This window comes from Bacillus vallismortis, assembly GCF_004116955.1.
GTDB classification, from domain to species: Bacteria; Bacillota; Bacilli; order Bacillales; family Bacillaceae; genus Bacillus; species Bacillus vallismortis.
Genome location: NZ_CP026362.1, coordinates 1,479,676 through 1,492,543, shown reverse-complemented (window position 1 = coordinate 1,492,543; position 12,868 = coordinate 1,479,676). Strand labels below are relative to the sequence as shown.

The window sequence follows — 12,868 nt, the reverse complement described above, 5'->3', positions numbered from 1 at the left end:
ACTTCACATCCTCCTTTTTCCTTAAAATGGGGAGTTCTTTTGGAATTTGCTAACAACAGGTCATGAAGATCGCACCGCTTATTTCTACATGATCAATCTAGAAAATTTCCCCCATGCCTAGCGACCATTGTCCAGAAAATAAAATGGCAGGATTGTTCATGAGCCCCCTCTACTTCCGTTGAATAGAGATGCATATTTATCCAAAATATCCCTTTATCTAACATCCTACATCATGAAAAATATTGTGTATAGAATACTTTTGGAGGAATTCGTGTTCGGTTCTACAAAGGAACTGGATACATTTATTCATTGATAAGATGGGGCTGACATAGACGGCTGTTACCGACGCCGTTCCCTTGATTTTCGTTGTTTTAGAGCTATTGACGTAATAGACATCTCTGCTGATAGGGAATCAAGGCTTGAAACGAATTCCGGCTGCTTTTTCTCCTGATGTTGTTAACATTGTTTTCTTCTTTGTCAGACACTTCTTATCATTCCGCCCTCCCCCCTTCGGAACTCTTCTATTTTCTCCCCCTTATATAACAGGCAGGCACCAAAAAAACAGCCGTTCAATGCATCTGTTTTTAAAAGAGTATAAGAACTATTGAGCGGTATGCTTGCTTTTTCATGTTTTGTTCATATTTTAGTAATTGTTTATTCAACACTGTCCGGTAGAGTACTCCATATCAACAAATATGACAGCCATCCGCATCTTTTGTGAAGGGAGGTAAAGCCGGGTGCCGTTATGCTGAAAGAAAAAATAAAGACATTAGGCCGTTTTTGCACCGTGGGCGTCGGCAATACGCTGATAGATTTTGGTGTCTTCTTTCTTCTCACCGCTTGTCATGTCCCTTATCTGCCGGCGCAGATCTGCTCCTATTCTGCAGGTATCATCAACAGCTATGTGTGGAACCGGAGTTGGACGTTTCGTGTAAAACGTAAGGCCGGCGGGAAAGAGATCGTGCGCTTTCTCATGATGAATATCGCCGCGTCGGGGATCACCTTTTTGCTGCTTTATTTGTTTCAAAAAGGCGGTTGTACGCTTTTGGTGAGTAAGCTCGCCGCCACTATCGGCGGAATGATGGTGAATTTTATCGGAAACCGAATCTGGGTATTTGGAGATTCGCTGAAAAACATACAGGATCAGGAGTGAAGATGAATGAGAAAAAAAGTGAGAAAAGCGGTCATTCCCGCAGCGGGTTTAGGAACAAGATTTCTGCCGGCGACAAAGGCGCAGCCGAAAGAAATGCTCCCGATCGTCGATAAACCAGCAATCCAATACATTGTTGAAGAGGCCGTAGAATCAGGAATTGAAGACATACTGATTATTACAGGGAGAAACAAACGCTCGATTGAAGATCATTTTGACCGGTCGGCGGATTTGGAATTCAATCTGCGGGAAAAAGGCAAGACGGAGACGCTTAAAGAAATGCAGCAGATTGCCGATTTGGCCAACATTCATTACATCCGCCAGAAAGAACAGCTCGGATTAGGCCATGCGGTGCTGGGTGCGGAGCATTTTATCGGCGATGAGCCTTTTGCCGTTCTCTTAGGCGATGATATTATGGTGTCTGAAAAAACAGCTCTTCGGCAACTAATGGATGTATACAATGCTTACGGCACAGAAGTTATCGGTGTCCAGTCGGTTCTCCCTGAGGATGTCAGCAAATATGGTATTATAAATACATCTGGAACTCATGGGCATGTGTATGAGGTCAAGGATGTAGTAGAAAAGCCTTCACTTGATGAAGCGCCTTCCGAAATCGCCGTAATGGGACGTTATGTGCTGAATTCATCAATCTTCCCCGTTTTGAAGTCAATTGGCAGAGGCGTGGGAAATGAAATTCAGCTTACAGATGCGCTTCGTGAGGTTTGCTGTAAGCAGCCGATCCATGCCCGGCTGCTGGCTGGAAGGAAATCGATATGACATTGGCGATAAGCTGGGCTGTTTTAAAGCGAGCACTGAAATCGGTTTAATGCGCCCCGATATGCGATCTCAACTTTTGGCTTATTTAGAAGATGTGATCAAACGGGAAACGAAAGACATGCTGCGTTAAAAAAAATGTAACCATCTTATTCGTTCATCAGTCATATAATAGTGAAAAAGATTAGGACAGGTTGTGAAGAATGTGGGCAGTTTGATAAGCGAAATGTTAGCATGGCTGACGAATATGGGATATGCGGGCATTGCGATTGGCTTAATGATTGAAATCATTCCGAGTGAAATTGTATTGGCCTATGGCGGCTACATGGTATCGGAGGGCACGATTGGATTTATTGGCGCCATTATTGCGGGTGTTATCGGCGGCACCATTGCCCAAATCTTTATTTATTGGATCGGGCGCTATGGCGGCAGACCGTTTTTGGACAAATACGGGAAGTACCTATTGATTAAAAAGCATCATATTGACATGTCAGAAAACTGGTTTCAAAAATACGGCACGGGGGTTGTCTTCTCGGCACGTTTTATCCCAGTTGTCAGACATGCGATATCCATTCCCGCAGGCATTGCGAAAATGCCGTTTCTCAAATTTGTCGTATTGACTGTACTTGCGATCATTCCGTGGTCTATTCTGTTTGTTTATTTAGGCATTCAGCTCGGAAGCCAGTGGGATGACGTTGAGAACATTGCGGGCACTTATACAACGCCGATTATGATACTGGCTATTGTCGTGATTGCCCTTTACTTTGTGATTAAAAAACGTGCAGTTATCTTTAAACGATAGCTAGCTGATATGCATAGGGATGGTTGATTCCCTATGCATATTTTTTTATCGGCGATGCTGATTTGCCAGCTTCAAATGCTCCGCTAAAAATGCGACAAATCCTTCATCACGCACGAGTGATGCCGCATAATTTCTTTTGATAAACCATTCTGCTTCTTCAAAAGATGCGAATGTTTCTTCCTGTGTTTCCCCGTTAATCTGGATATTCCACTCGTTGTCTAAAGGAAACAGAAAAAGTCTCATTTGTGCGCGATTTTCATACAGTGATCCGTTCGCCGATCCCTTTAGATTATAGATATTACGGAAAGCATCTGGTCGGACAGGATCGATTCGGAATGCTTCAGCAACGAACAATTCGTATACTTCATCGGTGATGGAACAGCCGGACGCCTTAGCATGCCCGCCGCCTCCGTATCGGCCGGCGATTTCTGACACATCGATGTCATCATGGATGGTGCGCAGGCTGACCCGCTTTGATCCCATGCTTAAAATCGCAATGTAATCAAGATGCGGATTTTCTTTTCCAAGCCTGTTACCAAGCTCAGAATGATAAGATTCTGCGTGAACGATGCCCACACAGTGTTCGTGAACAAACGTTTGCACCATTTCCCTTTTCTTCCTGCGTAGGTAGCGCTCGATTTTTGCATCTTCTAAATCAAGCAGTTTCTCTTCGAAATCATCAAAGAAAAATTCATCATGCGCAGAAAGACGCTCAATCATTTTTTGTTCAAATTCATCAATTGACAGCAGGAAGAAAAGATCATTAAGCCGCTTCGCTTGTTTTTGATCATACCGCTCCCACTCCCATGTATCATATTGGCGGACGAGCTCTGTAAATTGATCTAAGGCATTTGTCGGTTTCATGAAACCATTCTCAACGAGATAGCCATATAAAAGCGATGTGGCCGATGAGAGCCTTCCATCATCGTATTCCACTTGGACAAATCCCCATTCATGCTCATTCAAATGAAGCGCTGTTTTATGATGGTCAATCAGCTTTACTTTTCCGCCCGCATGAACATACTCATTTAATCTCTCTTCGTTTTCTTCGTTGACGGCGAGATCAGTGATGAATAATGCGTCTTGTCTCTTGTTCTCTTTCGCTTTTTCTAAAAAGTACTGCACTTGAGCGTTTAAGCCGTTGATAGAGTTATACCGGACCTCAACATCTTTTGCGAATGCCAATTTTGCTACGATTCCGCACCCTACTCCGTCTAAGTCGTTATGTGAATATAAATGATACATCATGTAGGCCCCTTTTTATGATGAACTGACAATTGCCGCTAGAGAAGCGGCAGCCTTTATTTACTATTCTAAAAAACATCGCGTTTTATGCAAAGTTAGTTAGTTAACATAATGTTATTATTGTTAATATATAAAAGGAACGCTTTTTTGCGCTCCCTAAAGTCCTTGCTTTTTTATACCGGATAAACCGGATGCTTTCGATTCGTAAATGTCATTTCCTTTGTCATGTATGCTTTGAGCCGTTTGGCCAGTTCATCGCGCAGCGAATTGGCCGGGATCACGGCATCGATGATCATTTCTGAAGCCAGGCGGTATATATTGATGTCCTCTTTGTATTCCTCCCGTTTGCTGCTGATAAACGGCGCCCTCTCTTCTTTCGGCAGCTCGGAAATTTTTTTTGCATAGACGGCGTTTACAGCTGCTTCTGGGCCCATGACGGCGATTTGGGCGGTTGGGAGCGCCAGGCAGCAATCCGGTTCAAATGCCGGCCCTGCCATTGCATACAACCCCGCTCCGTATGCTTTTCGGACGATGACAGAGAGCTTAGGAACAGTTGCCTCTGACATCGCTGAAATCATTTTAGCGCCGTGCCTGATAATGCCCGCTTGCTCTACCTTTGTGCCGATCATAAAGCCGGGTATATCCGCTAGGAACAGCAATGGGATATGAAACGCGTCACATAAGGTAATAAACTTAGCCGCTTTGTCTGCCGAATCGTGGAATAAGACACCGCCTTTTATGTTCGGCTGATTGGCAACAATGCCGACAGGCTGCCCGTGAATTCGTGCGAGGCCCGTTATTAATTCAGGTGCGAATAAAGCTTTGATTTCAAAAAAAGACCCTTCATCAATGACCCGCTCTATGAGCTCATACATATCAAAAGGCGCATTTTGGTTTTGCGGAATGATGTCGGCAAGCTGGGAGTCGAAGTGTTTTGGCGGGCGTTTCTCTTGCATAGGTGCTTTTTCTTGATAATTTGCCGGGAAGTAAGACAAATAAGTCCGTGCCAGACGTATGGCTTCTTTCTCTGTTTCTGCTAGAATATCTCCGCAGCCGGAAATTGAGCAATGCATACGGGCGCCGCCCATTTCTTCGAGAGTCACTTTTTCGCCGATAACCATTTCCGCCATCCGCGGTGAGCCTAAATACATGGAGGCGTTACCGTCTACCATGACGACAATGTCACAGAAGGCCGGGATATAAGCGCCCCCTGCCGCAGATGGCCCGAAAAGCAGGCAGATTTGCGGAATGCGTCCTGATAATTTGACTTGATTGTAAAAAATCCTTCCCGCACCTCTCCGCCCTGGAAATACATTGATTTGGTCGGTGATTCTGGCGCCTGCTGAATCGACTAAATAAAGGAGCGGACAGTTTAATTTTTCCGCTGTTTCTTGAATTCTGATGATTTTTTCAACGGTTTTTGCTCCCCATGAGCCTGCTTTTACCGTTGAGTCATTGGCCATGGCGCAAACGGTTTCGCCGCCGATTTTTCCGATGGCTGTAATGACTCCGTCAGCGGGAAGCCCGTCTGACATGCATTCCGCAAAAAAAGCGTCTTCAAGCTCGATGTCATCGTCAAACAAAAGAGCAAGCCGCTCTCTGACAAAGAGCTTGCCTTTTTCTTGGTTGCTCTGATGATACTTTTCCGCCCCGCCTTGTCGTATCCGATCGGCCCGTTCTGTTCGTTCCTTTTCATAATCCATGAACATTGCCTCCTTTATATGCCCTTATATACGGCCCGTCTTTTTTCTTGAAACGCTTCAAGCCCTTCTCTTCTGTCTTTTGTCGGAATGGTATGTTCATATGCTTTTTGTTCAATCGCGAGACCTGTAGCAAGCTCTGTCTCCATCCCTTTATTGATCGCGAATTTAGCTTGGCGGACGGCGATCGGCCCGTTGGCAGAAATGGCTGCGGCCAGTTCCTCTGCTTTTGGCATGAGGTCACAGGGTGCCGTGACATGCTCTACAAGGCCTATCTCCTTTGCTTCGTGTGCAGTTACGCGTCTGCCTGTATAAATTAATTCTTTTGCTTTTCCTCTGCCGATCAGCCGCGGGAGCCTTTGGGTTCCTCCAGCGCCTGGGATAATGGCTAACCCTGTTTCCGGAAGGCCCAGCACGGCAGATTCAGTTGCGATTCGAAGGTCGCATGCCAATGACAATTCAAGACCGCCGCCCAATGCGCTTCCGTTTATCGCAGCTATAACCGGCTGCGGCAGGGCTTCAAGCAAAGCCGCGGTTCTTTGAATGAGAGATACACTTTCAAGAACCTGATCTTCTTTCAGCTTTAGCCGTTCTTTTAAGTCTGCCCCCGCGCAAAACGCTTTTTCGCCGGTACCTGTGAGGATGACGCAGCGGATGTTTGCGTTGAATTCAATTTCCTGAAGAATCAATTGCAGGTTTCGAAGCATTTCCGCTGAAAGAGCATTTGCCGCCTCAGGCCTGTTTAAGGTGATCAACGCAATATGTTCATGTTGGACAGTAAAAAGAATCGATTCTCCCATTGTATTTGCCCTCTCTTTTATGAAGATGATTTAAATACCTGTAAATTTCGGCTTGGCAGCTGTTTGCCCATTTTTTCTTCTATCCATTTGGCTGCGGATAGCAGTTTATCAAGATTGACATTTGTGTTGATGTCCATCTGTTCAAGCATGTATACGATATCCTCAGTTGCGGCGTTTCCTGATGACCCTGGGGCATATGGACAGCCTCCAAGCCCGCCTGCCGAGCCGTCGAACACAGTGATGCCCATTTGGAGCGCTGTGACCATGTTGGCCAGAGCGGTTCCTCTCGTATCATGAAAATGCAGGGCCAATTGATTGGCGGGGAATCGTGGCAAAAGAGCTTCAAGCACGGTTTCAACTTGGGCGGGATTTGCCGCTCCGATTGTATCTCCAAGCGACAGTTCAGAAATTCCAAATTCAAATAGGGCTTCAGAAAGGCGAATCACTTGTTCAATGGGAACATCTTTTTCATACGGACAGCCGAAAACGGTTGAGAGGTAGGCTCTTGTTGTGAGGTTTGCTTGTATTGCGTCATCGTTTACTTGTTTGAGAATGTGAAGAGTATCAGAAGTGGACTTGTTGATGTTTTTTCTATTGTGCGTCTCGCTGGCGGACATAAAGACGCAAGCTTCGTCAATGCCTCCTTCAAGCGCGTTCTCCAGTCCCTTTTGATTCGGAACAAGTGCCGCGTACGTTACCTCCTTTACACGGTCGATGCCTTTTGCGACGTCTATCGCATCTCGAAGCGCGGGAATCCATTTCGGGTGAACGAAGGATGTGATTTCGATGTAAGTAAGCCCTGACTTGGATAGCTGGTTGATCCAAGCGATTTTATCTTCTGTTTGTATCCATATGGGCTCGTTTTGTAAGCCGTCACGCGGGCCGACTTCTTTGATGGTCACTTTTTTAGGATATGACATGGTCTGCCTCCCCAACATTAAATGGAATCACTTAGTTCGAGCAGCACATCTCCTTCATTTACAAAATCCCCCTCTTGTTTTTTGACCTCTTTTACGGTTCCGCTTCTGTCTGCAACGATCGGGATTTCCATTTTCATTGATTCCAAAATGGCAACTTCCTGGCCTTTTTCAATTTGATCGCCGGCTTTAACGTGGACTTTCCACAGGTTTCCCGCCATTTGTATCATAACCGTCATAGCAACTGCCTCCTTTATAGGTGCTGTTTCAAAAAGTCAGTCGTGATATCCCCTTCCTTAAATGCTTTTGATCCTGCAGCCTGTATGAGAAGAGGTAGATTTGTTTTGATTCCTTCTATCCGATAGTCGCGGAGCGCTGACTCCAGCTTTGCAATGGCTTCCGCTCTGGTTTGGCCTTTGACAATCATTTTGGCGATCATCGGGTCATAAAAAGGGGTAACGGTGCTGTCTATTGCTACCGCGCATTCGTGTCTCACCCCTTTTTGGTCAGGGAGTGAAAACGCAGTGATCGTACCTGGTGACGGATAGAAGGTCTTCGGATCTTCCGCGTATATTCTGACCTCTATCGCATGCCCGTTTCGTTTGATCTCTTTTTGGGAGAGTGTAAGAGTATGGCCTGCGGCAATCCGTAACTGCTGCTCCACTAAGTCCAGGCCTGTTATTTCTTCAGTCACGGGGTGTTCAACTTGCAATCTCGTATTCATTTCGAGAAAATAAAAGTTTTGATTCTGGTCAACTAAAAATTCGATGGTGCCTGCGTTCGTATAACCGATCGCTTTTGCTGCCTTTACGGCTGTTTGCCCAATCTTCATTCTCAGTTCATCGTCTACAAATGGAGACGGCGCTTCTTCAATGACCTTTTGATGCCGTCTTTGAACTGAGCAATCGCGTTCAAACAGGTGTACTGTATGGCCATGCTGATCGGCCAAAAGCTGAACTTCGATGTGGCGGGCATGCTCAATGACTTTCTCCATATACATTGACCCATCGCCGAAAAAAGTTGCGGCGCGCTTTTTGTTTCCCTCGTACGCCTTTACTAATCCTTCCTCGTTTTGAACAAGCTGCATTCCGATGCCTCCCCCGCCCGCTGAAGCTTTCAGCATGACAGGATAGCCGAGTTGGCTTGCAGTGCGGCAGGCTGCCTGAATGTCTCCGAGGGATTCGGAAACACCGGGAACGACAGGGACACCTGCCGCTTCCATTGCTTTACGGGCTTCAATTTTGCTGCCCATCTTTGCGATGATATCGGGTGCAGGGCCGATAAACACGATGTTTTCTTGTTTGCAGCGTTCAGCAAATCGGCTGTTTTCTGATAATAACCCGTATCCCGGGTGGATGGCATCGGCGTTTGCTTTTTTCGCTGTTTCTATGATTCTCTCTCTATTTAAATAACTTTCACTGACTCTTGATTCCCCGATGAAATAAGCCTCTGTGGCCGCCTTTGTATGGGGGGCGTCTTTGTCTGCTTCTGAATAAACCGCGACCGTTTTGATGCCGAGACGGCTGCACGTTCGGATAATTCTCATTGCGATTTCTCCGCGATTAGCGATCAGTACTTTTGTAAACATGACTTCACCTCATTGACATGATAAGTTGAACATTTCAATTGTTTTTTCACGCAGTTTATATTTTTGAATCTTGCCTGAAGCCGTCATCGGGTACTCGTCTGTAAAAATCACATAACGCGGAATTTTGTGGCGGGCGATTTTCCCTTTGCAATAGTCCTTAATTTCTTCAGGTGAAGCGGTTTTCCCGTCTATCAGTTTAATCCAGGCTGCGGCCTCCTCTCCGAATTTAGTATCAGGCACACCAACGACCTGTACATCTAAAATAGCGGGATGCCGGTATAAAAATTCTTCGATCTCCCGCGGATAAATGTTTTCACCGCCTCTGATGAGCATGTCTTTTAATCTTCCGGTGATGCGGCAGTACCCGTCTTCATCCATGACAGCAAGATCTCCGGTAAACAGCCATCCATCGGGATTGATTGCTTTTCTGGTCGCTTCTTCGTCTTTATAATAGCCTTTCATAACGTGATAGCCGCGGGTGCAAAGCTCTCCCTGCACGCCTCTTTGAACTTCTTGACATGTCCCGGGTTCTACAATTTTCACTTCTGCATGCGGCAGGGCGCGGCCGGTTGTTTCGACTCTCCTTAAGAAGGAATCATTTGCCCTCGTTTGCGTAATGACTGGTGAAGCTTCGGTTTGTCCATAGGCGATCGTAATGTCTTTCATGCCCATCTTTTCAATAACAGCTTTCATCACTTCGCTTGGGCAGGGAGAGCCTGCCATGATGCCTGTTCGAAGCATCGATAAATCATATGCATGAAAATCCGGATGATGCAGCTCGGCGATAAACATGGTCGGCACGCCGTGAAGCGCTGTGCATTTCTCTTTTTCGACTGTCTTAAGGACGGTAACGGGATCGAATTCTTGTACAGGTATCATGGCTGCCCCAACGGACACACACGCCAAAACCCCAAGCACGCATCCGAAGCAGTGAAAAAACGGGACCGGAATGCACAGGCGGTCTTGAGAGGTTAATGCCATACATTCAGCGATATTAGAAGCGTTATTGATGACATTAAAATGGGTCAGCATCACTCCTTTAGGAAAGCCTGTCGTTCCTGAAGTGTATTGCATGTTAATCACATCATCTTTTTCAAGGCTGTTCATTCTAGATTCCAGCTCAGCATCCGTCACTGTTTTCGCCAGTATCTCTGTATCGTCCCAATGATACATGCCCGGCAAACGTTTTTCGCCAATATAGATCAGCGTTTTTAAAAAGGGATAGCGTTCTGATGTCAGCTTGCCGGGCTCAGCGGTTTGCAGCTCTGGAATAAGGCTGTTTAAGATGTCTGTGTAAGAAGTGCCCCGGTAGGAATCCATAACAATAAGCGCCGCGGCATCCGATTGTTTTAACAAGTAATCGAGCTCGTGTGCTTGGTAATTGGTATTGACAGTCACGAGCACGGCCCCGATTTTTGCGGTGGCGAACTGAACGGCAAGCCATTCGGGAATATTCGAAGCCCATATGGCTACGTGGTCTCCTTTTTCGATCCCCATCCGCATGAGTCCTTTAGCAGTTTGACGGCACAGACAGTCAAATTGGGCGTACGTATAGCGGATACGTCTGTCTGGATAAACAACCGCTTCGTGGTCGGGATAGGTTGCAGCGGTTTGTTCAAGCAGTCTGCCGATTGTGGAATGGATGAGTTCTGCCATGCACTTTTCCACCTTTCTACGCAATGAGAAAGCGTTTACATTTTTATGTTAAAAGCTGTCTGGCGATCACGATACGCTGAATTTCAGATGTGCCTTCACCGATTTCCATTAATTTTGCGTCCCGCAGCATCCGTTCCACCCCATATTCCTTCATGTAGCCTGAACCTCCGTGGATTTGAATGGCTTGATTGCATGCTCTTGTCGCCATTTCAGATGCAAACAGCTTGGCGTACGCCGCTTCTTTTGTGAACGGGCGGTGATGGTCTTTCAGCCAAGCGGCTTTTAACACCATTTGTCTGGCAAGGTCAATTTCCATCGCCATGTCAGCAAGCTTAAATTGAATCGCCTGAAAGGAAGAAATCGGCTTTCCGAACTGCTTCCGTTCTTTCGCATATGCCAATGAGGCTTCAAGTGCCGCTTGAGCGATGCCGACTGCAAGAGCAGCAATGGAGATCCGCCCGCCGTCCAGCGTGTATAGAAACTGCTTAAACCCTTTTGTTGGGTCGCCGAGTAAGTTGCCCGCAGGCACTCTGACATCCTCAAGCAAAATTTCTGCTGTGTTTGAACCGCGAACGCCCATTTTATCGTACGGGCTGGTAATCGTAAGTCCGGGTGTGTCAGTGGGCACGATCAAAGCGGAAATGATGTTTTTTCCGTCTTTGTTTTTGCCTGTTACTGCGGTTACAATCACCGTGCGTGCGTAGCTTGCATTCGTGATCCAGCATTTTTCGCCGTTGATGACATAATCGTCTCCTTTTGTCATGGCTTTCGTTTGAGTGCCTCCTGCATCTGAGCCTGCATTTGGTTCCGTTAAGCCAAATGACCCGAGTGCTTTACCCGAAGCCAGCGGAGTCAAATGCGCCTGTTTTTGTTCTTCTGTTCCGAAGTAATAAAGCGGGCTTGCGCCGAGCGAGACCGCCGCTGCATAGCTCAATCCAGTACTGCCGCAGGCTTTTCCGATCTCTTCAACAGCTACGGCATATGAAATCGTGTCGCCCCCTGATCCGCCGTATTCTTCCGGAAATGGAATGCCCATCAGTCCGATGTCACCCATTTTTTTGAATGTTTGGATCGGGAACTCGCCTGTTTGATCTACATGTTCAGCGTGAGGAGCGATTTCTTTTTTCGCAAAATCCTTTACCATTTCACGTACCATTTGCTGTTCTTTTGTCAGCTCAAAATTCACATGGTTTCCTCCTTCACATCTTTGTAACATCCTATTAGGCGAGTTCTGTAATCATTCCCTGAGAGAAGAAGTCTGAAAATTAAAAACCAAATCATTTTTATGTGAAAATATCAACGGGTTGATCAAATTTAGGCGGACATCATCATATCGCAAACGCATTGATTTGCCTGTTCAGCAGTGTCCGGAAAGAGATGATAGGGTGATTCCAAGTGGGAACGTGTCAATCAATCAACCGACGGCTGTTCTCATAAACCGAGCTATATCACAGCGTACTGTAACCGATTAATATTTTGAGACTGGACAAAAAATAGTGCAGCGCCTAAACCAGAATTCACCCCGCAATTGAGTGAGCTCCTCTGTCAGACATTGATATTCGAATCGTATTTGAAAAAGAAAGACTTATATGTAGTCATTCTTAAGAAGGCCGTATATCTCTACATCAACAACTCCTTTCCCTGACCAATAGGTAGCCTGTCTGAGCAATCCTTCTTTTGTAAAATTGTTTTTTTAAGAGGACGTTTTTTGAAGCTTCATTTTCAGGCATGACTTCAGCTTGAATTCTGTTTACATTGACGTTTTTAAATAAAAAAGCTGCAAGCATGCGGACGGACTCTGTAGCAAAGCCCTTCCCCCAGTATGCTTCAGCTAAGTAGTATCCAATTATTACCATGTTTGCTTTCTGGTTAAAATCCATCGCTTCTATAATCCCAACCAGTGCATTCTCTTGGCTCTTCGGAAAAATTCCCCACTTGATCCTGCTTTTTTTCTTGTAATCCCGATCAAAATGGCCAATCATTTTATGTACTGTTTTGTAAGTTATGTTTTGGGATGATCCCACAGTATTCAAATACTTTGACATTATCATAGATCGAAAATACATCCTGTACGTGCATCTCTTCAATTTTACTTAAAACTAGATTCTCAGATTCCAATACTGGGAAATGTCCAAAAACCGCTTCCATATTCATGTGAGTCTCCCCTTGCTTTTTTTCTTTAACAAATTCAGCGGCTTATCATAAGAATCCTGTCTCCAACATCACTTTTTAAAAA

Annotated in this window: 10 protein-coding genes and 3 pseudogenes; 3 read left to right on the top strand and 10 right to left on the bottom strand. The window is 45.7% G+C overall.

Annotated elements, in window-relative coordinates:
* The first annotated feature begins 695 nt into the window (after positions 1-695).
* The 3 genes and pseudogenes from BV11031_RS07980 (at position 696) to uptA (ending at position 2,726) form a co-directional block, all read left to right on the top strand.
* Positions 696-1,153: pseudogene (locus BV11031_RS07980) on the top strand (GtrA family protein).
* Positions 1,154-1,159: 6 nt separating this feature from the next.
* Positions 1,160-2,057, top strand: a pseudogene (gene galU, locus BV11031_RS07975) (UTP--glucose-1-phosphate uridylyltransferase GalU).
* Between the two features lie 72 nt (positions 2,058-2,129).
* Entirely contained in the window at positions 2,130-2,726 is a 597-nt protein-coding gene (uptA, locus tag BV11031_RS07970) for an undecaprenyl phosphate transporter UptA (RefSeq protein ID WP_010330644.1), read from the top strand.
* Positions 2,727-2,771: 45 nt separating this feature from the next.
* Here the strand turns inward: uptA and nrnB are convergent, their stop codons facing one another.
* The 10 genes and pseudogenes from nrnB to BV11031_RS22895 form a co-directional block, all read right to left on the bottom strand.
* Entirely contained in the window at positions 2,772-3,971 is a 1,200-nt protein-coding gene (gene nrnB / locus BV11031_RS07965; RefSeq protein ID WP_010330643.1) for an oligoribonuclease NrnB, read from the bottom strand.
* A 173-nt stretch (positions 3,972-4,144) separates the two neighbouring features.
* A complete protein-coding gene (locus BV11031_RS07960; RefSeq protein ID WP_082246381.1) occupies positions 4,145-5,680 on the bottom strand; it encodes an acyl-CoA carboxylase subunit beta in 1,536 nt (511 codons plus the stop codon).
* A gap of 8 nt (positions 5,681-5,688) precedes the next feature.
* On the bottom strand, positions 5,689-6,471 hold the full coding sequence (locus BV11031_RS07955; protein ID WP_010330640.1) for an enoyl-CoA hydratase: 783 nt from the start codon (positions 6,469-6,471) through the stop codon (positions 5,689-5,691).
* Between the two features lie 17 nt (positions 6,472-6,488).
* The gene (gene ldeG, locus BV11031_RS07950) at positions 6,489-7,391 is read right to left on the bottom strand and encodes a hydroxymethylglutaryl-CoA lyase (protein ID WP_010330639.1); all 903 of its coding nucleotides are present in this window, start codon (positions 7,389-7,391) and stop codon (positions 6,489-6,491) included.
* A gap of 17 nt (positions 7,392-7,408) precedes the next feature.
* Entirely contained in the window at positions 7,409-7,627 is a 219-nt protein-coding gene (locus tag BV11031_RS07945; RefSeq protein WP_010330638.1) for an acetyl-CoA carboxylase biotin carboxyl carrier protein subunit, read from the bottom strand.
* A 14-nt stretch (positions 7,628-7,641) separates the two neighbouring features.
* The gene (locus BV11031_RS07940; protein ID WP_010330637.1) at positions 7,642-8,976 is read right to left on the bottom strand and encodes an acetyl-CoA carboxylase biotin carboxylase subunit; all 1,335 of its coding nucleotides are present in this window, start codon (positions 8,974-8,976) and stop codon (positions 7,642-7,644) included.
* Between the two features lie 9 nt (positions 8,977-8,985).
* Positions 8,986-10,632, bottom strand: a complete 1,647-nt coding sequence (locus BV11031_RS07935) for an AMP-binding protein (RefSeq protein WP_010330636.1) — start codon at positions 10,630-10,632, stop codon at positions 8,986-8,988.
* Positions 10,633-10,675: 43 nt separating this feature from the next.
* Complete coding sequence (locus BV11031_RS07930; protein WP_010330635.1) at positions 10,676-11,818, bottom strand: acyl-CoA dehydrogenase family protein; 1,143 nt, start codon at positions 11,816-11,818, stop codon at positions 10,676-10,678.
* 439 nt (positions 11,819-12,257) lie between these two features.
* Positions 12,258-12,677: a GNAT family N-acetyltransferase gene (locus tag BV11031_RS07925; protein ID WP_241210326.1), complete on the bottom strand. Its 420-nt coding sequence runs from the start codon at positions 12,675-12,677 to the stop codon at positions 12,258-12,260.
* Between the two features lie 4 nt (positions 12,678-12,681).
* Positions 12,682-12,786: pseudogene (locus BV11031_RS22895) on the bottom strand (GNAT family N-acetyltransferase); the annotation flags it as partial.
* Positions 12,787-12,868 lie beyond the last annotated feature (82 nt).

Coding starts and splice junctions, on each gene's coding strand:
- nrnB (WP_010330643.1), bottom strand. CDS start 3,971: ATGTATCATTTATATTCACATAACGACTTAGACGGAGTAGGGTGCGGA.
- ldeG (WP_010330639.1), bottom strand. CDS start 7,391: ATGTCATATCCTAAAAAAGTGACCATCAAAGAAGTCGGCCCGCGTGAC.
- BV11031_RS07960 (WP_082246381.1), bottom strand. CDS start 5,680: ATGTTCATGGATTATGAAAAGGAACGAACAGAACGGGCCGATCGGATA.
- BV11031_RS07940 (WP_010330637.1), bottom strand. CDS start 8,976: ATGTTTACAAAAGTACTGATCGCTAATCGCGGAGAAATCGCAATGAGA.
- BV11031_RS07945 (WP_010330638.1), bottom strand. CDS start 7,627: ATGACGGTTATGATACAAATGGCGGGAAACCTGTGGAAAGTCCACGTT.
- BV11031_RS07925 (WP_241210326.1), bottom strand. CDS start 12,677: ATGTCAAAGTATTTGAATACTGTGGGATCATCCCAAAACATAACTTAC.
- BV11031_RS07935 (WP_010330636.1), bottom strand. CDS start 10,632: ATGGCAGAACTCATCCATTCCACAATCGGCAGACTGCTTGAACAAACC.
- BV11031_RS07955 (WP_010330640.1), bottom strand. CDS start 6,471: ATGGGAGAATCGATTCTTTTTACTGTCCAACATGAACATATTGCGTTG.